The sequence below is a fragment of the Mycobacterium gallinarum genome, from assembly GCF_010726765.1.
GTDB lineage: Bacteria > Actinomycetota > Actinomycetes > Mycobacteriales > Mycobacteriaceae > Mycobacterium > Mycobacterium gallinarum.
This window is the reverse complement of sequence record NZ_AP022601.1, coordinates 3012490-3033935: the sequence shown is the minus strand read 5'-3', so window position 1 is coordinate 3033935 and position 21446 is coordinate 3012490. Positions and strand designations below refer to the sequence as shown.

The window sequence follows — 21446 nt, the reverse complement described above, 5'->3', positions numbered from 1 at the left end:
AAGTGCTCCTCAGGTCTTTAGTGCATCGCATGTTAAAACGCCGAATGCGGCATCACCAAAGCGAAGACCCCGTCAAACCTACGTCGCAGGTGCTCTGACCTGCGAGTTGCGGATCTTGCCACACAACGCCGCCGCGACGAAGCACAGGCCCCCGGCGAGGTAGAACGCGGTGTCGTAGCCGCCCTGCAGATCGCGTAGCCATCCGGCGCCGGCGGCGGCCATCGCCGCGCCCAGCTGGTGGGAGGCGAAAACCCAGCCGAACACGATGGGGGAGCGGCTGCCGAAGTAATTCCGACACAGCACGATCGTCGGCGGGACGGTGGCCACCCAGTCCAGGCCGTAGAAGATGACGAACACCCACGTGCTGGGTTCGGCGTGCGGCGAAAGCAGCGAAGGCAACGCCAGCAGCGAGACGCCGCGGCCGGTGTAATAGGCGACGAGCAACAGGCGCGGATCGACCCGGTCGGTGAGCCAGCCCGAGAACACCGTGCCCGCGACGTCGAGAATGCCGATGGTGGCCAGCAGGCCGGCCGCGACGGTCGTCGGCATGCCGTGGTCATTGGCCGCCGGAATGAAGTGCGTGCCGATCAATCCGTTCGTCGTCATGCCGCAGATCGCGAAGCTGGCCGCCAGCAGCCAGAACGCCGGAACACGCGCGCCGATCAGCAGTCCGTCGAATGCGGCGCGGAAACTCGACGCGGGCACCGTCGCCGGTTCAGTGACAGCCGTCGCACCGTATGCCGTTAAACCCTTGTCCTGCGGATGATTTCGCATGAACACCAATACCAATGGAACCACGCACAGCGCTGCCGCCGCGACGATCAGCGATGCCCAGCGCCAGCCGTGCCGGGTGGTGACCTCGGCGACGATCGGCAAGAAGATCAGTTGCCCCGTCGCACTAGCGGCGGTCAGCACGCCCGTCACCAGGCCGCGCCGCGCCTCGAACCAGCGCGTCGCGATCGTGGCGACGAAGCCCATCGAGATCGCACCGGTGCCCGCGCCGACGAGCACACCCCACAACAGGACCAGCTGCCAGCTCGCCGTCATCGTCACCGACAGGGCCGAACCGCTCGCGATCATGAGCAGCGCCCCCGACAGCACCGGCCGCACGCCGAAGCGGTCCATCAGAGCCGCGGCGAACGGCGCGGTGAGACCGAACAGCGTCATGTTGACCGACATCGCCAGCCCGACCACGCCGTGCGACCACCCGAACTCGTGGTGCAGCGGGTTCATCATCACGCCTGGGACCGAGCGGAAGCCCGCCGCGCCGAGGATCGCGACAAAGCTCACGGCCGCCACGACCCAGGCCCAGTGGACTCTGGGCACGGTCCGGCGCGCGGCGGTCGACGTCACCGCATCACTGTGGTTCACCACGGCCTGCGGCGACTAGTGGCATGAATGACAGCATTCGTCAAAAACATGCCAAACTGGGGGCGTGCACCGTGTCGCCGTCCTGCTGTTGCCGCCCGTGGTGGGGTTCGACGCCACCATCGCGCCGATGATGTTCTCGAATGCGAGCGACGCCGACGGCAACCGTCTCTACGAGGTGGTGACGTGTGCGCTGTCGCGCGACCCGGTGGCCGCGACGACGGGATTCGCCGTGGTCGCCGAGGCCGGACCGGAAGCGCTGGCCACCGCCGACACCGTTGTCATCCCCGGCACGCGGTACCCGGCCGCGCGAGTCGACGGCAGGCTGACACCGGACGTCGCCGCCGCCTTGGCGCTGATTCGTCCCGGCACCCGACTGGTGTCGATCTGCACCGGCGCATTTGTGCTCGCGGCGGCAGGACTGCTCGACGGGCGGCCTGCCACCACCCACTGGCGATTCGCCGACGATCTACGCCGGTTGCACCCGCTTGTGCGCGTCGACGAGAACGTGCTCTTCGTCGACGACGGCGATGTGCTCTCGTCCGCGGGTTTGGCGGCGGGAATCGACCTGTGCCTGCACATCATTCGATCCGATCACGGCTCGCAGGTGGCCAACACCGTCGCGAGATATTGCGTCGTACCACCGTGGCGTGAAGGCGGACAGGCCCAGTTCATCGACCGACAGGTGCCCGCTCCCGATCACTACTCGACCGCCGCGACTCGCGAATGGGCGCTGCAGCATCTCGACGAAGAGCTCACGGTGCCGCGGCTGGCCCGGCATGCCAAGATGAGCGCGCGCACCTTCAATCGGCGGTTTCGCGAGGAGACCGGTCAGGCGCCCGGCGCGTGGATTCGCAGCCGCCGCATCGATTTTGCGCGTCAACTGCTCGAGTCGCGCGACCACTCCGTCGACGAGGTGGCCAGATTGTCGGGCCTGGGCTCAGGTGGCAACCTTCGGCATCATCTGCGCCGCGGAGTGGGGATGTCCCCGTCGAGTTACCGCAAGGTCTATCAGGGGGCCTAGCTGCCGTCGGGCAATACCGTCGCGACCATGCAGGCGAGGTCGTCGGCGGTCTGCTGGAAATCGCTGACACCGCAGCTCGCATGGACCAGCGCCCCGACGAGACCGAATTCGAGCGTCTGCGTCACCTCCGGCCACGCGCCCGAGCGGAGCATGGTGCGTACCCGCCGGTGATACTCGGCGTTGATGCGCTCCCGCACGGACCGCACGGACGGGTCGCTGCACACCAGTGCGCTCGAGCAGGCGGCCGCCAGGCCGGGCTCGTCGGCCAACAGCATCACGAGATGGGAGAACTGCGCCACGATGCGTTCCTTGGCGTCCCGGTCGACGTCGACGTCCAGCGGTACGGCCCGCAGCCGGTCGAGGTAGATCTCGGCGACGATCGCGTCTGTCGACCAGAAGTGCTCCCGCAGCGAGCCGATGGAGATGCCTGCGCGCTTACTGATCGCCTGCATGGTGATGTCGGAGTACGGCACCTCGCGGAGCAGTTCGACGGTCGCGCTTATCACCTTGCCGGTTTCCTCGTCGTCGCGGTCGCGATCGTCGTATGACCGCAGGTGCACGACGCCGGCCATGAGTCAGTGTCCCGCGCTCGTACAGAGGCGCTCCGAGACTTCCCACAGCCGCACCGCGTGCGCGGCGTCCGTCGCGTAGGGCGCTGGGCCTCCTTGGTCGTCCTGAATCCGGCAGTCCGCCAGATACACCGATCCGACGTCGGCGAGATCGCTGCTCACCGCAGCCCACACCTGGGTGGCCGCGCCCTGCTCGGGCATGGTGAAGTCGCGGCGAACGTCGACCTTCTGCTGGCCGGGATCCGAGGAGACGAACTCCGTCAGGGCGGTGAAGTCGTCGCGCGACATGTGCCGCGCGAGTGACGTCGCCACCACGCCCGGATGCACCGCATACGCCCTGATGGCCCGGTCGCGCAGGCGCCGGTCCAGCTCGACCGCGTGCAAGATGTTGGCTGTCTTCGAAGCGCCGTACGCCGCGAACTTGTCGTACTCGCGGTGCTGCCAATTCGGGTCGTCGAGGTTGACGTCGGCCAGCCGGTGCCCGTCCGACGACAGGTTCACGATGCGCGCACCCCCGGCCGCGCCGAGCTGCGGCTCGAGTAGGTGCGTGAGTTCAAAATGGCCGAGATGGTTGGTGCCGAACTGCATTTCGAAACCATCGGTCGTTCGGCCGAACGGTGTGAACATGACTCCCGCGTTGTTCATCAGCACGTGAATCGCGGGCGCCATGGCACTTATGGCTTCGGCAGCCGACCGGACCGCGGCCAGGGAGGTGAGGTCCAGTTCCACCGTCGACGTCTTGGCATCGGGAACCTCGGCCCGAACCCACGCCTCGGTGTCGGCGAGGGCGGCCCGATTGCGCGCGGCGAGGATGACGTGCGCGCCGGTCGTGGCGAGTGCGCGCGCCGACTCCCTGCCCAGGCCGGCCGATGCGCCGGTGATGACGCAGACCTTGCCGGTCAGGTCGACGCCATCGACGACCTCGAGTGCTGTCGGCGCTGATGTCACCTCGTCAATATGACACGGCTCGTGACTTACGATGTCGCGCATGCCTGAGCCGCTGATCGTGCCCATCCGTGGGCGTGCGCCGTCGCTGCACGCCGAGAGCTGGGTCGCGCCCAACGCGAGCCTGATCGGTCAGGTGACGCTCGGCGCCCGCACCAGCGTCTGGTACGGGGCGACACTTCGGGCTGAGGCCGAACCGATCGAGATCGGCGCGGGCACCAACATCCAGGACGGCGTCACGATCCACGTCGACCCCGGCTTTCCAGTCCGCATCGGCGCCAACGTCAGCGTCGGGCACAACGCCGTGCTGCACGGCTGCGAGGTCGAGGACGGCTGTCTCATCGGGATGGGTGCGGTCATACTCAACGGCGCCAAGATCGGCGCGGGCTCGCTGATCGCCGCGAGCGCGTTGGTGCCGCAGGGCTTCGTCGTACCGCCCCGGTCGTTGGTGGCCGGCGTGCCCGGCAAGACGCGGCGCGATCTCAGCGACGCCGAAGTGGCGCACAACCGGCACAACGCGCAGGTGTATCAGGCACTCATCGAGCTGCACCGTGACGCGAACAACAGCTGAGCGCCTTAAGGTTGCGATCCCGCGCAGTCCGGGTACAGCCGTACGGTGAGCAAACTGCGAATCCTGGTCACCGGCGCCACCGGCTATGTCGGATCGCGGCTCGTCACCGCCCTGCTGGACGCGGGCCACGACGTTGTCGCCGCCACCCGAAGCCCCGCGCGGCTCGCCAAGTTCGGCTGGCAGGACCGCGTCACCGGGGTGGCGCTGGACGCTCACAACCAGGAGTCGGCGCGGCACGCGTTCGCCGCCGCCGGGCCGGTAGACGTCGTTTACTACCTCGTGCACGGCATCGGGCAGCCGGGCTTTCGCGAGGCGGACAACCGCGCGGCGGCCAACGTGGCGAACGAGGCCAAGAATGCCGGCGTTCGCCGGATCGTGTACCTGGGCGGGTTCGTTCCCGACGACGACGATCTCTCCGAGCATCTGAGCAGCCGGGCCGAAGTCGCCGAAGCGCTCCGCGTGGATGGCGGACCGGAGGTGGTCTGGCTGGGTGCGGCGATGATCATCGGGTCGGGTTCGACGTCGTTCGAGATGCTGCGCTATGTCACCGACCGGTTCCTATTGATGCCGATGCCGGGGTGGTCGGTCAATCCGATCGACCCGATCTCGATACAGGATGTCCTTTACTACTTGGTCGCCGCCGCGGACGAGAAGGTTCCTGCCGGTGCGTACGACATCCACGGTCCGGAGACGTCCTCCTACGGTGACCTGCTCCGCGCGTGCGCACGCATCTCCGGCAAATGGCGGGCCGAACTGCCGGTCAACGGAGTGGATATCGGGCTGGTGTCGTTGGTGACATCGGCGGTGCTGCCGGTGCCAGGCGGCCTGGCCGCCGATCTTGTGGAGTCGCTCGATCACCCGATGATGGCCTCCGAGAACGGCCTTCGTGACTTGGTGCCCGACCCGCCCGATGGCCTCGTCGGGATTGACGAGGCCATCACCAGGGCACTCGAGAGTCGCAAACCGCAACCCGTCGACGCACTCGCCGATCCGCACCATCTCGCCGACACGGACCCGGTGTGGGCGGGCGGTGACACCTTCCGCATTCGGCAATTGGCCAGCCACATCACGCCTTCGTTTGCGCGACCGGCGCTGGGCCTGCTCGGCGTCGTGCCCGGACCCCTCGCCGCGGCTGTGCGCACCGGACTGGACACCGCCATCGGCCTTGTCCCGAAGGCGAAGTCGGCGTGACCGAACCACCCGCTACTCGGCCGCGATGGTTGGCCGAGGTCAGGGACATCGTCGGTACCTGCCCGGTACCGCACCACGAGCCACCTATCCTGATCCGCCGCAGACGCATCATCGTCGCCATCGTGTTGGTCATCGGCGCTGTGCTGCTTGGCTATTCGCTGGCCCTGCCACCGGGGGACGCCTCGTTCTACTGGCTGACGCTGGCGCTGGCCGCGGTGTGGGCGGTCGGCGCGTTGTTGTCAGGCCCGCTGCACCTTGGCTGCATTCGGTTCCGTGGCCGCAACCAGCGCCCGTGGATCACTGGGACCGCGGTGGGCCTATTGCTCGGGGCCGTCTTCATCGTGGGCGGGTTGATCGCCCGCGAAATTCCCCCTGTGCGCGAATACATCACTCAGGTACTGGAATTCGCCAACTATGGACCACTGCTATTGGTCACGTTCATCACCGTCGTCAACGGCGTGGCCGAAGAGATGTTCTTCCGCGGCGCTCTCTACACCGCGCTCGGACGGTTCCATGCGGTGCTGGTGTCGACGGTGTTGTATGTGATCGCGACGGGCGTCGCTACCGGTAACCCGATGCTGGGTTTCGCGGCGGTCGTCCTCGGCACCGTTTGTGCGATCGAGCGCCGCATCACCGGGGGAGTGCTCGCACCGATGCTGACCCACTTTTTCTGGGGACTGGTCATGGTGCTGGCACTTCCACCCCTTTTCGGCGTCTAGCGCAATGGATGCGCCAACTCGTCCTGACGCATCTTCGCCGCAACCAACGCAATGGCCGCCAGTATCACCGGAGCGATGCCGGCCACCAGGAAGATCGTCTGCATCGTCACGACTTTCGACAGCGGGCCGACGATCGCGAACGACAGCGGCATGAACGCCAGCGAGACGAAGAAGTCCAAGCTCGACACCCGGCCCAGCATCTCGGTGGGTACCCGCCGCTGCAGCAGCGTGCCCCAGATGACCATGCCCGCACCGTCGGTGAGGCCGACGACGAACGTCGCGACTGCCATCCAGGTGAACGATGACGTGAAGCCGACGACCACCAATGGGATGGAGCCAAGACCCCACATCGCCATCATCACCGTCAGGTAGCGGCGGGGCAGCCGGCCCGACGAGACCGCGAGCGCACCAAGGGCGCTGCCCATGCCGAAGAACGCCAGAATGAATCCGTACGTGCGCGCGCCGTCATCGAAGCGGTCGTTGACGATGAACGGCAGCAGTACCTCGATGGGTCCGAGCACGACGAGCACGAACATGCTCGCGAACAGCAGCGTCCACAGCAGCCACGGCGTGCGGAGCATGAACACGAAGCCGTCTCGCAGATCGCGCAACACGTGCGCGCGTTCGACTTCGGGCTCTTGCGGCGGCGTCGACGCCGCCGGTCTCGTCGCGATCAGCAGGACGAGGCCGGTGGCGAAGAGCGCGGCGACCACGACAGAACCCACCGCTGGGAAGGTCGCACCGATCAACATGCCTGCGACGGCCGGGCCGACCGCGCGCTGAAACACTGGGCGCACCACGCCTTCGACACCGTTGGCGGCCAACAGTTGTTCGGCGGGCAGGATCCTCGGCAGGATCGCGCTGTATGCCGGGAAGAAGAACGCGGCGGCGGTTCCCATTGCGGTGGCCGCGAGGGCCAGATGCCAGACCTGCAGCGCGCCAAGCAGTCCCAGGGTGGCGACCGCTGATGCCGCCACGACGTTCACCGTCTCGACGCCGATGATGATCTTGCGCTGGTTCATCCGGTCCGCGGTGATCCCCCCGACCAGAACGAACGCGACGAAAGCGGCGCCGAAGCACGTCATCACGATCGACAACGACACCGGGTTGTTGTCGAGCTCGATGACCTGTAGGGCAAGCACGACGGCGAACATGCCGTCGGCGAAGATCGATAGCGTCACCGCCGCGATCAGCAGGCGGTACTCGCGGATCTGGAACGGTGCGAGCACGCGCCAACCGCCGGCGTCGCGCACCGGCTGTGGTGTCTCGAAGTGCGTACTCACCAACCGATGGTCGCCGATCGAAGGTGACCGAGTCCACCGATTTTCTGTGGTTAGGAGTCGGTGAAGTTCGGCTTCCTGCGCTCCTGGAAAGCGCGTGCGCCTTCACGGAAGTCGTGCGAGACGAGCAGCACCATTTGGCCCTCCGTCTCGCGGGCGATCGCGGGCTCCAGCTCGGTGAGCGTTGCGGCGTTGATGGCGTGTTTGGTCTTCCGAAGGGACACGGCGGGGCCGTCCATGAGTGCCGAGATCACCTTGTCCGCTTCGGCGTCGAGTTCCTCGGCGGGATGCACGGCGGTGACGAGACCCCAGTCGAAAGCATCGCCGGCGCTGATTCGTTCACCCATCAAGGCCATCCGCATGGCGCGGATACGACCGACCGCCGCGGCGATCAACGCCGAGGCTCCACCGTCGGGCATCAGCCCGATCTTGGTGAAGGCCAGCATGAAGAACGCCTTCTCCGAGGCCATTACGACGTCGGACGCCAACGCCAACGAGGCACCGACACCGGCGCATGGCCCCTGCACGACCGCGACCACCGGCTGTGGCAGGTCGACGATCGACCGCACGGCGTCGTTGGCGGCATTGAGAACCGATTCGGGCCCGTCGACCGACTTCTGTGCCTGGTCCTCGTCGCTGATGCCCGCGCCCGACGAGAAGCCCCGACCTGCACCGCCGAGGCGCACGACCTTGACCCGCGGATCGGTGGCGGCCTGTTCCAATGTCGAGGTGATGGTCCTGAACATCGCGGCGGTCAACGAATTGAGGCTGTCCGGCCGGTTCATGGTCAGCGACAGCACACCGTCGGCCAGATCGACGAGCAGGTCGTCGATACCGCTGTAGGTCTGCGCGCTCGAGTCGACGGTTGTCATTGCTGCACCCTAGGACCGAACCACTTGGTTATACAAGTAAGCTATGTCGGCGTCGACAGCGCTAGTCGGACGAAGGGCGGTAATTGGGTATGGCTGGACCACTTCAGGGATTGCGTGTCATCGAACTGGCCAGCATCGGCCCAGGTCCGCACGCTGCGATGATCCTCGGCGACCTCGGCGCCGACGTCGTGCGCATCGATCGGCCGGGAAAGCTGGGCGGCATTCCGAGCTCCCGGCGGGAAACCGCACTGCGCAATCGCCGGTCGGTGACCGCTGATCTGAAGTCCGACGAGGGTCGCGAGCTGGTGCTGAAGTTGGTCGCCAAGGCCGACGTGCTGATCGAGGGACTGCGCCCCGGCGTCACCGAACGGTTGGGCTTGGGCCCCGAGGATTGCGCGAAGGTCAACGAGCGGTTGGTCTATGGCCGCATGACGGGGTGGGGCCAGACCGGACCGCGGCGGCTGCAGGCCGGACACGACATCAACTACATATCCCTCAACGGGGTGCTGCACTCGATCGGGCGCGCCGGTGAGCGACCCGTGCCGCCGCTGAACTTGACCGGTGATTTCGGCGGCGGGTCGATGTTCCTGCTCGTCGGGATCCTCTCCGCGTTGTGGGAGCGGCAGACGTCCGGCAAGGGTCAGGTGGTCGACGCCGCGATGGTCGACGGGTCCAGCGTTCTGGCGCAGATGATCTGGGGCTTTCGTCAGGACGGCTTGTGGTCGGACGAGCGTGGCGTGAACATGCTCGACGGCGGCGCCCCCTACTACGACACCTACACATGCGCGGATGGCAAGCACATCGCGATCGGTGCGATCGAGCCGCAGTTCTACGCCGAGATGATCAAGGGCCTGGGCCTCGAAGGTGCCGATCTGCCCGACCAGAACGACATGGGCCGTTGGCCCGAACTGCGTGCGGCGATCGCCGATGCCGTCGCCGCCAAAGATCGCGACCATTGGGCCAAGGTCTTCGCCGACAGCGATGCGTGCGTGACGCCGGTGCTGTCCTTCGGCGAGGTCGAGTCCGAACCGCACATCACCGAGCGCGACACCTTCTACCGCGATGATTCGGCCCCCGGCGGCTACCTGCAGCCGATGCCCGCGCCGCGGTTCTCGCGCAGCGTGCCGCCCACCCCGACCCCGCCCGGTCCGGCGGGCGCCGACACCGAAGCCGTACTCCGAGACTGGGTTTGACGCCGGGTCTTTCCAACAGAGAGGGAACACACCAAGTGGAGATCAAAGACGCCGTAGCCGTCGTCACCGGGGGAGCTTCCGGGCTGGGCCTGGCGACCACCAAACGGCTGCTCGACAGGGGCGCATCTGTTGTGGTGATCGATCTGCGGGGCGAAGACGCCGTCGCCGCGCTCGGTGACCGTGCCAAGTTCGTCGAGACCAACGTCACCGACGAGGCCGCGGTCAGCAAGGCGCTCGATGTCGCCGAGTCGATGGGCCCGGTCCGCATCAACGTTAACTGCGCCGGCATCGGCAACGCGGCCAAGACGCTGAGCAAGGACGGCCCGTTTCCGCTGGATGCCTTCAAGAAGGTCGTCGAGGTCAACCTGATCGGCACCTTCAATGTGCTGCGGCTGTCGGCAGAGCGCATCGCCAAGAACGAGCCGCTCGGGGAGGAGCGCGGTGTCATCATCAACACCGCGTCCGTCGCGGCCTTCGAGGGCCAGATCGGCCAGGCGGCGTACTCCGCGTCCAAGGGTGGCGTCGTCGGAATGACCCTGCCGATCGCCCGCGATCTGTCCCGCGAGCTGATCCGCGTGTGCACCATCGCGCCCGGACTGTTCAAGACCCCGCTGCTGGGCTCGCTGCCCGAGGAGGCGCAGCAGTCGCTGGGCAAGCAGGTGCCGCATCCGGCCCGCCTCGGCGATCCGGACGAGTACGGTGCGCTGGCGGTGCACATCGTCGAGAACCCGATGCTGAACGGCGAAGTGATTCGTCTGGACGGTGCGATCAGGATGGCTCCCCGATGAGCGCTTGCGCGAAGAGAGAAGAGCACCGATGACGATCAACACCAAGTTCACCGAAACCTTCGGTATCGAGCATCCCGTCGTACAGGGTGGTATGCAGTGGGTCGGCCGCGCCGAACTCGTTGCGGCAGTGGCGAATGCGGGTGCGCTCGGGTTCATCACCGCGCTGACGCAGCCGACGCCCGCCGATTTGGCGAAGGAGATCGCGAAGTGCCGCGATCTGACGGACAAGCCCTTCGGGGTGAACCTGACGATCCTGCCGACCATCAACCCGCCGCCGTATGACGAGTACCGGCAGGTGATCGTCGACTCCGGCATCAAGATCGTCGAAACCGCGGGCTCCAACCCCGCACCGCACCTGCCGATGTTTCACGACAACGGGATCAAGGTGCTGCACAAGTGCACCTCGGTGCGGCACGCAGTCAAGGCACAGAGCCTCGGTGTGGACGGCATCAGCATCGACGGTTTCGAATGCGCGGGTCATCCAGGTGAGGACGACATACCAGGACTCGTGCTTATTCCTGCCGCTGCGGTCAAGATCGACATCCCGATGATCGCCTCGGGCGGGTTTGCCGACGGTCGCGGGCTGGTGGCTGCGCTCGCGCTGGGGGCCGACGGCATCAACATGGGCAGCCGCTTCATGTGCACCGTCGAGTCGGCGATTCACCAGAACGTCAAGGAAGCGATCGTGGCGGGCAGCGAGCTCGACACCGAGATGATCTTCCGGCCGCTGCGCAACACCGCCCGCGTCGCGAGCAACGCGGTCTCGCGCGAGGTCGTCGAGATCCTGAACCGCGGCGGTCAGTTCGAAGACGTCAAGGACTTGGTCGCCGGATCACGCGGCGTCAAGGTCTACGAGGTCGGTGATCTGGACGCAGGCATCTGGTCGGTCGGCACCGCGATGGGTCTGATCAACGACATCCCGACGTGCGGCGAGCTGGTGGCGCGGATCGTCGACGAAGCCGAAGAGATCATCACCGGCAGACTGGCCGGCATGGTCGAGGCCGACCAAGAAGAGAACGTCGCGTAGGACGGGATTTTTCAGAACACAGGAATCAGCGAAATGGGCCCCGCACTGGGGCAAACCGTTGCGGAAGAACGCGCGCCCTCAGGGCGCGCGTTTTTTCATACCGCGGTGGGCAGGGTGTGCTCGTCGTCGAGCTGCTCCGAGGTATCCCCCTCTACCAGGAAATCCCCGTGGTAGAGCGCCTCGAAGTCAACCTTGATGACATCAGCACTGGTGTCGTCGATCCACATGTACTGAACAGTAACCATCGCTATTAAGGAATCTTTGAGTCACGATTCGGAAAACGGTGGCAATTCTTACCGCCGGGTAGGGTCCGTCACTACCCGTCAGTAAGTTTCAGCTGGTCGGGGCGTCGAAGTGGATCGGGTTCGTCCCGTTGAGCAAAACCCAGGTGAAAAGTGCCGCTGCGATCGCCACGATCAGTAGGCCGATCGCAATCCTGGCCGACCACACCGTCCTGCCGAACAGTCGCGCGTCGACCGAGTACGCGCCCGCGCCGGCGAAAAGGAGTGCTGTGCCGCCGACCGCGATCAGAAACGGTGCGTTGAACGGGTCGGCCCACACCTCCGCGGCCGAGACGTTCACCGCCCACGCGTCGATCATCGCCGCGATGACAGCGCATGCCGCCAGCGGTGTCAGCACGCCGAGGAGCAGTCCGATCCCGCCCAGCAATTCAGTCGCCGTCACCATCAGCGCGGCGAAGGTCGACGGCGTCCACCCGCCCGCCTCCATGAAGCCGGCGGTGGCCTCGAAGCTGAACACCTTCAGTAGGCCGGCATGCAGCATTGCCCCGCCGATCCCGATACGCAGGATCAACAGGCCGACATCGATCAAGGGCGTGGTGCTCGAGGTGGTCGGTTCAGCGGTCGAGGTTGTCATACAGCGATAGACCGGCGATGGCCTCGGATCTCATCGCGGCGGTCATTGAACGCGGCATCGGTCCCCGTCGTGCTTAAGGGCAAGGGACACCTTGCAGCCGTAAATTATCATTGATAAGTTATCGACGGTATCCAACTAGCGGGAGGTCGCGACGTGCTTGAACGCATCGCAGGGCTGGCGATCAGGGCACCACGGCGCATCGTGGCGATTGCGGCGCTCGTCATGCTGGCGTGCGGGATTTTCGGCATCCCCGTCGCCAAGAGCCTGTCCGCCGGGGGCATGCAGGATCCCACCTCGGAGTCGGCGCAGGCGACGCAACTGCTGGTCGACAAGTTCGGCCAGGGCGACATGGAACTCGTCATCAGCCTCACCGACGACAGCGCGAGCGCCCAGAGTCCGGCGACGCGCGCGGTAGCCGCGGACATCGTCACGCAGCTGGAGGAATCCCCCAGCGTTGCGCAAGTGACGTCCGCGTGGACCGCACCGCCGTCGGCCGTCCCCGCGCTCATCAGCAAGGACGGGAAGACGGGTCTGATCGTCGCCGGCATCACCGGCGGGGAGAGCGGCGCGCAGAAGCACGCCAAGGATCTCACCGACAGGCTGGTCCACGACCGCGACGGGGTGACGGTGCGCGCAGGCGGTGTGGCGATGACCTACGTCCAGATCAACGCGCAGAGCGAAAAAGACCTGCTGATGATGGAAGCCATCGCGATTCCGCTGAGCTTCATCGTGCTGGTCTGGGTGTTCGGGGGGCTACTGGCCGCGGCGCTGCCCCTGGCCGTCGGCGGGTTCGCGATCCTCGGATCGATGGCCGTGCTCCGTGCAACCACCTATGTCACCGATGTGTCCATCTTCGCCATGAACCTCACCATCGCCATGGGTTTGGCGCTCGCCATCGACTACACACTGCTCATCATCAGCCGATACCGCGACGAGCTCGCCGGCGGCGCCGATCGGGACCGAGCGCTGGTCCGCACCATGACGACCGCCGGTCGCACAGTGCTGTTCTCGGCGCTGACGGTCGCGCTGTCGATGGTCGCGATGGTGCTTTTCCCGATGTACTTCCTAAAGTCGTTCGCCTACGCGGGGATCGCCGTGGTGACTTTCGCGGCGGTGGCGGCGATCGTGGTGGCGCCCGCGGCGATAGTCCTGCTCGGGGACCGGCTCGATGCATTGGACACCCGTCGGCTGTTCCGCCGGCTCCTCGGCAGGCCCGATCCGGTGCGCAAGCCCGTCGAGCAGATGTTCTGGTACCGCAGCACGAAATTCGTCATGCGCCGCTCGATTCCGGTCGCTTTCATCATCGTCACCGTGCTGCTCTTGCTCGGTGCGCCCTTCCTGGGTATCAAGTGGGGCTTCCCAGACGATCGCGTGCTACCGCAATCTGCCTCGGCGCGCGAGGTCGGTGATGAGTTGCGAACTGACTTCGCGGTGGACTCGTCGACCAACGTCACCGTCGTGATACCCGACGCCGCGGGGGCGACCCCGGCCGAACTCGATCGGTATGCGAGCGCACTGTCCCAGGTGGTCGACGTGTCGTCGGTGTCTGCACCCGGTGGTTCGTTCATCGACGGCCGGCTGTCCGGGCCGCCCGCCGCGGCGACCGGCATGAAGGACGGCAGCGCCTTCTTCACCATCGGCAGTACGGCGCCACTGTTCTCCGACGCCTCCGAAGCTCAGCTCGACGCGGTGCACGCCGTCAGCACACCGGATGGAAAGCCGGTGCTCGTCACCGGTCTTGCCCAGATCAACCACGACAGCTCACAGGCGATCACGTCGCGGCTGCCGCTGGTTCTCGGTGTCATCGCGGTCATCACCTTCGTGCTGCTGTTCCTACTCACCGGCAGCGTGGTACTTCCGCTGAAGGCGTTGGTGCTCAACGTGTTATCGCTGACGGCCGCGTTCGGCGCGTTGGTGTGGATCTTCCAGGACGGCCACTTGGGTGCGCTGGGCACCACGCCCACCGGGACGCTGGTCGCGAACCTGCCGGTGTTGTTGTTCTGCCTCGCATTCGGGTTGTCGATGGACTACGAAGTGTTCCTGATATCGCGGATCCGCGAATACTGGCTGAGGTCCGGCAAGACACGTGCGGACAACGACGAAAGCGTCGCACTGGGCCTGGCCAAGACCGGCCGGGTGGTCACCGCGGCCGCATTGCTGATGTCGATCTCGTTCGCCGCGCTGATCGCCGCCGAGGTGTCGTTCATGAGGATGATGGGCGTCGGGATGACGCTGGCGATCATCGCCGATGCCACACTGGTTCGTATGGCGCTGGTGCCCGCATTCATGCACATGCTCGGCCGATGGAACTGGTGGTCGCCCAAGCCCCTGGTCAAGTTGCACGAACGGATCGGGATCAGCGAGTCCGCAGACGATCCGACGCCGGTCCCGGAAACGCCACCGACGGCCGTGCCCGCGCGATGAAACGGCGACGCGCGCCACGTGGGTCAGGTGAGCAACTTCGCGACGAGATTCTCGACGCGACCACCGATCTGCTGCTGGAGACCGGGCACGCCAAAGAGGTGTCCATCCGGTCGGTGTCCAAGCGCGTCGGAGTGACACCGCCATCGATCTATCTGCACTTCACCGACAAGGACGCACTGCTGGACGCGGTGTGCGCACGGTATTTCGAGAAGCTCGACGAGGAGATGCAGGCGGCCGCCGCCGGTGAGGCCGCAGCCATTGACGCGCTGCGCGCGCAAGGTCTGGCGTATGTGCGCTTCGCGGTGAAAACCCCTGAGCTTTACCGGATTGCCACCATGGGCGAGGGGCGGCCGGGCAGCGACGTGGACACGATGCTGAACACCTCGGCGTTCGTGCACATCTGCAACACGGTCGAGGCCCTGATGACCGAGGGCATCCTGCCCCAAGACGACCCGACCACCGTCGCGCTGGAACTGTGGACGACGGCGCACGGGGTGGCGGCGATGCTGATCTCGCGGCCATACCTGCCGTGGGGTGAGACCGAGGCGTTCGCCGACCGGGTACTCAGAGCCGTCGTCGTCGGAGAGATCGTGTCGGGGGCAATCGGGCCGATGACCGCGCCGCAGGATGCCATGGCCAAGTTGAAGGGACTGCTGGATGCAGAACAACGTCGATAACCCGTTCTTCGCCCGCTTGTGGAAGGTGATGTCCACCCACGAGACCGATGCGATCAAGCGACTGCGGCGGGAGAACCTCGCCGGCCTGTCGGGTCGCGTGCTGGAGGTGGGTGCGGGCACGGGGACGAACTTCGAGTTCTATCCCGACACCGTGACCGAGGTGGTCGCCGTCGAGCCCGAACGTACGCTTGCCGAGGTGGCGCAGCAGGCGGCCGCCGCGGCCCCGGTACCGGTCACGGTCAGCACCGACACGGTGGAGCAGTACATGGCAGCCGGGGGTGAACCGTTCGACGCCGTGGTGTGCTCGCTTGTGCTGTGCTCGGTCGAGGATCCCGAAAGTGTTCTGCGAGAGTTACATTCGTTGTTGAGGCCGGGAGGTGAGCTGCGGTATCTCGAGCACATCGCCAGCAGCGGGGCGCGCGCCGGTCTGCAGAAGTTCGCAGACGCCACGCTCTGGCCGCGGCTGCTCGGCAACTGCCATACCCATCGGCACACCGAGCAGAGCATCGCCGGCGCCGGGTTCACCGTGTCGAGGGCGCGCCGCGAATGGACGATGCCGAGGTGGGTGCCGTTGCCGGTCGCGGAATTCGCGATCGGCCGCGCGGTGAGAGCGGCCTAGCCGAGCAGCGCGGGCAGTCGCTGCAGCAGGCTCGGCAGCGCGCCCGCTGCGGTCTCTCGCAGCGACACCGTCGCAGCCGCCGACAATGGAGTGGGTTCGGGGTTGACCTCGATGACCACTTTGCCGTTGGCCAGAGCCATCTCCGGCAGCCCCGCCGCGGGATAGACGATCGACGAGGTGCCGACCACGATCACGATGTCGGCCCCCGCAACGGCCTCGACCGAGCGTTGCCACTCGACGTCGGGCAGCGCTTCCCCGAACCACACCACGTTGGGCCGGATCATGCCGCCGCAGACGCACCGCGGCGGGTCTACGGTCTCGGCCGGTTCGGGCATCGAGGGCAACTCGCCGGTGTATGCCGATCGACAGCGATCACAACGGAATTCGAACAGGCTGCCGTGCAGGTGGTAGACGTTCTTGCTGCCCGCCCGCTCGTGCAGATTGTCGACGTTCTGGGTCACGACGTGCACTTCGGCGTAGTCCTGCCAGGCCGCCACGGCCCGGTGGCCGTCGTTGGGGTCGACCGAGCCCATCATGTAGTGCCGCCACAGGTACCACGCCCACACCCGCTCGGGGTTGGCCTGCCAGCCCTCTGAGCTCGAAATTTCGTAGGGATCCACCTTGGCCCACAGCCCGGTCTCGGCATCCCGGAACGTCGGCACACCGCTTTCGGCCGAGATGCCCGCACCGCTGAGGACCGTCACTTGCACATGACCAAACTAGCGGCTTAGGCGATACTGAGCACGTGACCAAGTTGGGGGATTGGGTTTGCATCGACCACCGCGCTTCGAGCCCCCTGTTTGACCAGCTCAGAACGCAGATCATCGAAGGCGTGCGCGACGGCAGGTTGCCGCCGGGCACCCGTTTGCCGACGGTGCGCGAACTGGCCGGTCAACTCGGCCTGGCCGTCAATACGGTGGCCCGCGCCTATCGCGAGCTGGAGTCGGCGGGCGTTCTCGAAACCCGGGGCCGCTTCGGCACTTTCGTCGCGCGCGTAGACCCCGCCGATGCCGCGATGGCCACGGCCGCCCACACCTACGTGACGGCGGCCAAGGCGCTGGGAATCGAGAAGGCAGATGCGCTCCGCTACATCGAAATCGCGTTCGGCTAGCCGAATTCCAGCAGCGTGTTCACCGGCCGCACGGGGTCGAACAGGCGCACCCGCTGACCGATCGACACGACGGCGTTGAAGGCTTTGCCGCGTCCGGGCGGCATCGGCAAATCGTGCACCGCGCGGATGCCGGGCACGTCGTTGACGAGATTTGCCAGCTCCGACGGCGTCATACTGAACGGCATCGGCGGCACCCGGTAGCGCAGCGTGGGTCGAAGCATCCCCCGGGTGATCCCCTTGGCGAACCAGGCCGGCGCCAGGTCGAACATCATCCGGCCTCCAGGAAAGCGTTGCGCGCATGCGGCGATCAAACCGAGGGCTTCGTCGGGCTGCAGGTACATCAGCAGCCCCTCGGCGGTGATGAACACACCGTCATCGACGGGCACATCGTCCATCCAACTGAAGTCGAGCGCCGACTGTGCGCGCATCTCGATACGCTCCGACGCCGGGAGCAGTTTGCGGCGTAATTCGATCATCGGCGGTAGATCGACAGTGAGCCAACGGAATTCATCACCGACGGCGCCATCGTTGAGGCGATAGAAGCTGGTCTGCAGGCCCTCGGCCAGTGCCACCACGGTGGCCCGCGGGTGGTCGGTGAGGTAGCGACGCGCTTCGATGTCGAAGCCCAGCGCGCGCACCGCCATGTCCTGCCGCCGGCTCAGGCCGAACTTGGCCCAGTCGAAATCGATGGAATCCACCAGCAGGATCGCCATCGGGTCGTCGATGATCGAATCCGGCCTGCGCGCCTCGTTGGCGCGGACCTGCAGTGTCATCAGCGCCGTTTCGGAGACACCGGTCAAGACGGCGCCGTCGGCCTTCGCGGTCGATTCGGAAGTCACACGGCCGAATGTACCTATCGCAGAACTTTCTCGACTGTGCGCAGGTTGCGAGTGGTGGTCGACGACTTGTAGCGCTTCTTACCCATGGTCTTGCCGATCGTGGTGTCCAGGGTCGCCTTGCTGGGAACCTGCCAGTAGATGACCCCCTCGCCGCGCGCGATCTTCTCGTCGGGACCCGCGTCCTCGCCGAGGGCCGCGAGTTCGTCGAGGATGTCGGAATCGGTCACGAACGTGACGTAGGAGTGGTAGCCGTCGACCTCACGCTCGAAAGGGAACTTCTCGGAGATCTCTTGCACTGTTTTCAGATCGTAGGCCAGCACCCACGCGTCGTAGCCGAACGCGTCGCGCAGCGCCTTCTCGGCCTTCTTTCTGACCGCGGCCACCCCGGAACGGCTGTCCAGCAACACGTTTCCACTCGCGAGGATGGTCTTCACATTGGTGAATCCGGCGTCCTCGAATGCCTTGGCCACCTCGGCCATCTTGAGGTTCACTCCGCCGACGTTCACCCCGCGGAGAAATCCGGCATATCTGGTCATAGGCCGAGATTAGAACTGCAGCAGCGTGTAGCTCGGGCGATTGCGCCGGTAGAAGCCGAAGCGATCCAGGAATGGCCAGGCCGCCAGCTTCCACGCGAGGCCCCGCCCCGTGGGCTGTGCCCTGTCATGCGCGGCGCGCACACCCGGAATGCGGCCGGCCAGTGCGAGCGCCTCGTCTGGGGACAGGGAGAACGGCATCGGCGGGGTGGTGTAGCGGTCGGACAGCTTGAGCCCTTTGAGTGTGCGCCGGGAAAGCCAGTGCGGGATCGAGTCGAACATCATTTGACCGCCGGGGAACCGGGCCGCGCAGGCGCGGATGAGGCCCAGCGCGTCGTCCGGCTCGAGATACATCAGCAGCCCCTCGGCGGTGATGAACACCCCGTGCGAGTCGTCGATGCGGTCCATCCAGCTCAGGTCCAGCGCCGACTGGGGCAGTGGCACGATCCGCTCGTCGGTGGGCAGCAGCTTCTCCCGAAGCGCCATGACGGGCGGAAGATCCACTGAGTACCAGGTCAATTGGTCGGCAACGCCAGCGCGTTGCAGCCGCCAGAAGCTGGTCTGCAGACCTTCGGCGAGCGCCACCACCGACGCTTTTGGATGCGTGCGCAGATAGTCGCTCGCGGCGGCGTCGAAGGCGACCGCCCGTAACCCATGCGACTGGTTGGGTTTGCCGAACTTGCGGTAGTCATAGGAGATCGCGTCGATCAGCGTGACCGCCCACGGGTCGCGGATCACCCCGTCGGAGCGCTTGGCTTCGGTGCCGCGGTTGTGCAGGGTCCACAGCGTGGTGGCCGAAACCCCGTCGAGAACTTCTCCACTGACCGTCATGATCTGCTTCATGCTAGATATGTCGCAATCCACGCAGGGATTCCGACGTAGGCTCGCACAATGGGACGTCATGTTCTCGACGACAAGCTGTTGGCGTTGATCGGTGGGAACTCACTGGGTGTCCTGGCCACGATCAAACGCGATGGCCGTCCGCAGTTGTCGAACGTGTCCTACCACTTCGACCCGCGCAGTCTGACGATCCAGGTGTCGATCACCGAACCGCGCGCGAAAACCCGCAATCTGCGGCGCGACCCGCGCGCCTCGATCCATGTCAGCTCCGACGACGGGTGGTCCTATGCCGTCGCCGAGGGCGACGCGACCCTCACCCCGCCGGCCGCTTCACCCGACGATGAGACCGTCGAGGCGCTGATTGCCTTGTACCGCAGTATCGCCGGTGAGCATCCCGACTGGGACGACTACCGGCGGGCGATGGTCGACGACAGGCGGGTCGTCATGACACTGCCGGTCTCGCACGTCTACGGCATGCCGCCCGGCAAGCGGTAAACCAGACGACGGGTGCGGTGGGGCGGGATAGGCTGCGGACATGCCTGATGCACCGGAAGACGACACCAAACGCAAGTTCCGGGAAGCTCTGGAGCGGAAAAAGGCCAAGTCAGCCGGTGGTTCCGACCACAAAGACAAGGGCGCGAAGCAACCGCGGGCCCATGGGCCCCTCGAGAGTCGCCGCGAGTTCCGGCGCAAGAGCGGCTAGCTCACGACGTCGACGCTGGCCCGCCGGGACTCTCGGGCCTCCTGGGCCAGGATCGCGGCCAGACAGACGCCGGCCAGGATGGCGACGGCGACGGCGAAACTCACCCCGGCGGTGCGCAGTCCCCAGGCCTCAGCGGCCAGACCCTCGCCGACGACCGGCAAGGAGATGGCCACGTACGCGACGACGAAATAAGTGGAGCTCACCTCGGCCCGGCGCGCCGCCGGTGTGCGTTCGACGACGGCTGCCAGCCCCCGGCTGAACGTCATACCGTGTCCGACGCCTGCGACGAGGCCGGCCGCGACCAGTCCCGTCAGCGAGGACAAATAGAGCGCGACAACGACAATCGCCATCGCTACGACCAGCACTGCGCAGCCGATCGCGACCGCGCGCTGCGGCGCGACGCCCCTGGCGCCGATTTGCGCGACCGCCGATGCGGCGAAGATCGAAGCCGCGACGAGCCCGGCCAGCGCGTCGTTGTCGATGCCGACGACGTCGGCCACGAAGGACGGCGCGACGGCCATGAAGAGGCCGGTGACCGAGAATCCCGCGAACGCGGCAAGTCCGGCGATGACGAACACCGAACGCACCTCCGCTGGAACGGAGAGCCGCTGGAAACCGATGCTTCCCACGCGCTGAGAAGTCTCGGGGACGACCAGCACCGCGATGCCCGCGAGCAGTGCGAGCGCCATATGCAGGATGAAGCTCAGCTGCAATGGGTGCGGTGCGTATTGCACCAGCACGCCGGCGACCACCGGTCCGGCGCCCAGACCGCCGACATTGGCGATCGTCGCGACGGCGGCGGCTCTGGTGTGCCAGTTGGGTGGGGCGGCTTCGATGACGGCGGCGGTCGCCGTCCCCGTGAAGACACCCGCCGACAAACCGGACAGCACCCGGCCGACCAAGAGCAGCGACACGTCGTCCGCGCAGAGGAACACCGCCGCACTGGTAAGCGCGAAGATCACTCCCGCCAGCAGCACGGGCCGTCTGCCGATGGCATCGGACCAGCGGCCGAACACCAGGAGTGCGATAAGCACACCGCCCGCGTAGGTCGCGTACACCACCGTGGTCGTCAGCACCGAGAAGTGCATCTGCTCGGCGTAGAGCGAGTACATCGGCGTCGGCAGCGTGGTGCCGACCATGATCGCGGCGAACGCGTACGCCAGCAGCGGGAAAGCGAAGCGTTGCGGGCTCACGGGTGAAGTCAACCCCGATCGCGGGTCAACTAATCCCGCGACGTTGCGAATTCGGCGCGCTAACCGACCGTTGAGGGACCGCTA

25 protein-coding genes are annotated in these 21446 nt (G+C 66.2%); 13 read left to right on the top strand and 12 right to left on the bottom strand.

The window, feature by feature from the left end; all coding sequences use genetic code 11:
• Positions 1-78: 78 nt before the first annotated feature.
• Positions 79-1353 carry an MFS transporter gene (locus G6N42_RS14710; RefSeq protein ID WP_163730250.1) on the bottom strand — a complete coding sequence of 425 codons (1275 nt, stop codon included), beginning with the start codon at positions 1351-1353 and terminating at the stop codon, positions 79-81.
• 82 nt (positions 1354-1435) lie between these two features.
• On the opposite strand from G6N42_RS14710, the gene G6N42_RS14705 reads away from it, so the two are divergent.
• Positions 1436-2392, top strand: coding sequence for a GlxA family transcriptional regulator (locus G6N42_RS14705; protein ID WP_163730249.1), 957 nt, complete (start codon positions 1436-1438; stop codon positions 2390-2392).
• Here G6N42_RS14705 and G6N42_RS14700 read toward each other — a convergent pair.
• Together G6N42_RS14700 and G6N42_RS14695 are read right to left on the bottom strand one after the other, a co-directional pair.
• Positions 2389-2964, bottom strand: coding sequence for a TetR/AcrR family transcriptional regulator (locus G6N42_RS14700; RefSeq protein ID WP_163730248.1), 576 nt, complete (start codon positions 2962-2964; stop codon positions 2389-2391). The genes G6N42_RS14705 and G6N42_RS14700 overlap by 4 nt on opposite strands.
• Positions 2965-2967: 3 nt before the next feature.
• Complete coding sequence (locus G6N42_RS14695; RefSeq protein ID WP_163730247.1) at positions 2968-3909, bottom strand: SDR family NAD(P)-dependent oxidoreductase; 942 nt, start codon at positions 3907-3909, stop codon at positions 2968-2970.
• A gap of 31 nt (positions 3910-3940) precedes the next feature.
• Here G6N42_RS14695 and G6N42_RS14690 point away from each other — a divergent pair, with 31 nt between their 5' ends.
• Genes G6N42_RS14690 through G6N42_RS14680 form a run of 3 tightly spaced genes read left to right on the top strand, consistent with a single transcriptional unit; the run spans position 3941 to position 6387 of the window.
• Positions 3941-4477, top strand: a complete 537-nt coding sequence (locus G6N42_RS14690) for a gamma carbonic anhydrase family protein (RefSeq protein WP_174262081.1) — start codon at positions 3941-3943, stop codon at positions 4475-4477.
• Positions 4478-4522: 45 nt separating this feature from the next.
• Positions 4523-5668 carry an NAD(P)H-binding protein gene (locus tag G6N42_RS14685; protein ID WP_163730245.1) on the top strand — a complete coding sequence of 382 codons (1146 nt, stop codon included), beginning with the start codon at positions 4523-4525 and terminating at the stop codon, positions 5666-5668.
• Positions 5665-6387: a CPBP family intramembrane glutamic endopeptidase gene (locus tag G6N42_RS14680; protein WP_163730244.1), complete on the top strand. Its 723-nt coding sequence runs from the start codon at positions 5665-5667 to the stop codon at positions 6385-6387. Before G6N42_RS14685 ends, G6N42_RS14680 begins: the two co-directional genes overlap by 4 nt.
• Here G6N42_RS14680 and tet(V) read toward each other — a convergent pair.
• Together tet(V) and G6N42_RS14670 are read right to left on the bottom strand one after the other, a co-directional pair.
• Positions 6384-7670: a tetracycline efflux MFS transporter Tet(V) gene (gene tet(V) / locus G6N42_RS14675; RefSeq protein ID WP_163730243.1), complete on the bottom strand. Its 1287-nt coding sequence runs from the start codon at positions 7668-7670 to the stop codon at positions 6384-6386. The genes G6N42_RS14680 and tet(V) overlap by 4 nt on opposite strands.
• A 50-nt stretch (positions 7671-7720) precedes the next feature.
• On the bottom strand, positions 7721-8539 hold the full coding sequence (locus G6N42_RS14670; RefSeq protein WP_163730242.1) for an enoyl-CoA hydratase: 819 nt from the start codon (positions 8537-8539) through the stop codon (positions 7721-7723).
• 89 nt (positions 8540-8628) lie between these two features.
• Between G6N42_RS14670 and G6N42_RS14665 the strand changes: the two genes are divergently transcribed.
• The 3 genes from G6N42_RS14665 to G6N42_RS14655 are packed head-to-tail and all read left to right on the top strand — an operon-like array spanning position 8629 to position 11547.
• Entirely contained in the window at positions 8629-9732 is a 1104-nt protein-coding gene (locus tag G6N42_RS14665; protein ID WP_163730241.1) for a CaiB/BaiF CoA transferase family protein, read from the top strand.
• A 35-nt stretch (positions 9733-9767) separates the two neighbouring features.
• On the top strand, positions 9768-10520 hold the full coding sequence (locus G6N42_RS14660) for a 3-hydroxyacyl-CoA dehydrogenase (protein WP_163730240.1): 753 nt from the start codon (positions 9768-9770) through the stop codon (positions 10518-10520).
• A gap of 28 nt (positions 10521-10548) precedes the next feature.
• Positions 10549-11547 (top strand): NAD(P)H-dependent flavin oxidoreductase, encoded by a 999-nt coding sequence (locus G6N42_RS14655; protein ID WP_163730239.1) that lies wholly within the window; start codon positions 10549-10551, stop codon positions 11545-11547.
• Between the two features lie 95 nt (positions 11548-11642).
• Here G6N42_RS14655 and G6N42_RS14650 read toward each other — a convergent pair whose 3' ends face one another.
• Positions 11643-11792, bottom strand: a complete 150-nt coding sequence (locus tag G6N42_RS14650; RefSeq protein WP_163724406.1) for a hypothetical protein — start codon at positions 11790-11792, stop codon at positions 11643-11645.
• A gap of 88 nt (positions 11793-11880) precedes the next feature.
• Entirely contained in the window at positions 11881-12423 is a 543-nt protein-coding gene (locus G6N42_RS14645; protein ID WP_163730238.1) for a DoxX family protein, read from the bottom strand.
• Positions 12424-12576: 153 nt separating this feature from the next.
• On the opposite strand from G6N42_RS14645, the gene G6N42_RS14640 reads away from it, so the two are divergent.
• From G6N42_RS14640 to G6N42_RS14630, 3 genes are read left to right on the top strand one after another with little or no spacing between them, the layout of a single operon-like run.
• A complete protein-coding gene (locus G6N42_RS14640) occupies positions 12577-14847 on the top strand; it encodes an MMPL family transporter (protein WP_163730237.1) in 2271 nt (756 codons plus the stop codon).
• Positions 14844-15524, top strand: a complete 681-nt coding sequence (locus G6N42_RS14635; RefSeq protein ID WP_163730236.1) for a TetR/AcrR family transcriptional regulator — start codon at positions 14844-14846, stop codon at positions 15522-15524. The genes G6N42_RS14640 and G6N42_RS14635 overlap by 4 nt, the downstream gene beginning before the upstream one ends.
• The gene (locus tag G6N42_RS14630; RefSeq protein WP_163730235.1) at positions 15505-16143 is read left to right on the top strand and encodes a class I SAM-dependent methyltransferase; all 639 of its coding nucleotides are present in this window, start codon (positions 15505-15507) and stop codon (positions 16141-16143) included. The genes G6N42_RS14635 and G6N42_RS14630 overlap by 20 nt, the downstream gene beginning before the upstream one ends.
• On the opposite strand, the gene G6N42_RS14625 is transcribed toward G6N42_RS14630, so the two are convergent.
• Positions 16140-16853, bottom strand: coding sequence for an NAD-dependent deacylase (locus G6N42_RS14625; RefSeq protein WP_163730234.1), 714 nt, complete (start codon positions 16851-16853; stop codon positions 16140-16142). The genes G6N42_RS14630 and G6N42_RS14625 overlap by 4 nt on opposite strands.
• Before the next feature lie 35 nt (positions 16854-16888).
• On the opposite strand from G6N42_RS14625, the gene G6N42_RS14620 reads away from it, so the two are divergent.
• Positions 16889-17254, top strand: a complete 366-nt coding sequence (locus tag G6N42_RS14620; RefSeq protein WP_163730233.1) for an Rv1152 family transcriptional regulator — start codon at positions 16889-16891, stop codon at positions 17252-17254.
• On the opposite strand, the gene G6N42_RS14615 is transcribed toward G6N42_RS14620, so the two are convergent.
• The 3 genes from G6N42_RS14615 to G6N42_RS14605 are packed head-to-tail and all read right to left on the bottom strand — an operon-like array spanning position 17251 to position 19457.
• A complete protein-coding gene (locus G6N42_RS14615) occupies positions 17251-18093 on the bottom strand; it encodes a class I SAM-dependent methyltransferase (protein WP_163730232.1) in 843 nt (280 codons plus the stop codon). The two genes, G6N42_RS14620 and G6N42_RS14615, sit on opposite strands and share 4 nt — an antisense overlap.
• Before the next feature lie 14 nt (positions 18094-18107).
• The gene (locus G6N42_RS14610) at positions 18108-18629 is read right to left on the bottom strand and encodes a DUF1697 domain-containing protein (protein ID WP_163730231.1); all 522 of its coding nucleotides are present in this window, start codon (positions 18627-18629) and stop codon (positions 18108-18110) included.
• 9 nt (positions 18630-18638) lie between these two features.
• Positions 18639-19457 (bottom strand): class I SAM-dependent methyltransferase, encoded by an 819-nt coding sequence (locus tag G6N42_RS14605; protein WP_232076137.1) that lies wholly within the window; start codon positions 19455-19457, stop codon positions 18639-18641.
• Positions 19458-19517: 60 nt separating this feature from the next.
• On the opposite strand from G6N42_RS14605, the gene G6N42_RS14600 reads away from it, so the two are divergent.
• Together G6N42_RS14600 and G6N42_RS14595 are read left to right on the top strand one after the other, a co-directional pair.
• Positions 19518-19961: a PPOX class F420-dependent oxidoreductase gene (locus tag G6N42_RS14600; protein WP_163730229.1), complete on the top strand. Its 444-nt coding sequence runs from the start codon at positions 19518-19520 to the stop codon at positions 19959-19961.
• Positions 19962-20001: 40 nt separating this feature from the next.
• On the top strand, positions 20002-20169 hold the full coding sequence (locus G6N42_RS14595) for a DUF5302 domain-containing protein (protein WP_163730228.1): 168 nt from the start codon (positions 20002-20004) through the stop codon (positions 20167-20169).
• Here G6N42_RS14595 and G6N42_RS14590 read toward each other — a convergent pair.
• Positions 20166-21308 (bottom strand): MFS transporter, encoded by a 1143-nt coding sequence (locus G6N42_RS14590; protein ID WP_163737544.1) that lies wholly within the window; start codon positions 21306-21308, stop codon positions 20166-20168. The two genes, G6N42_RS14595 and G6N42_RS14590, sit on opposite strands and share 4 nt — an antisense overlap.
• Positions 21309-21446 lie beyond the last annotated feature (138 nt).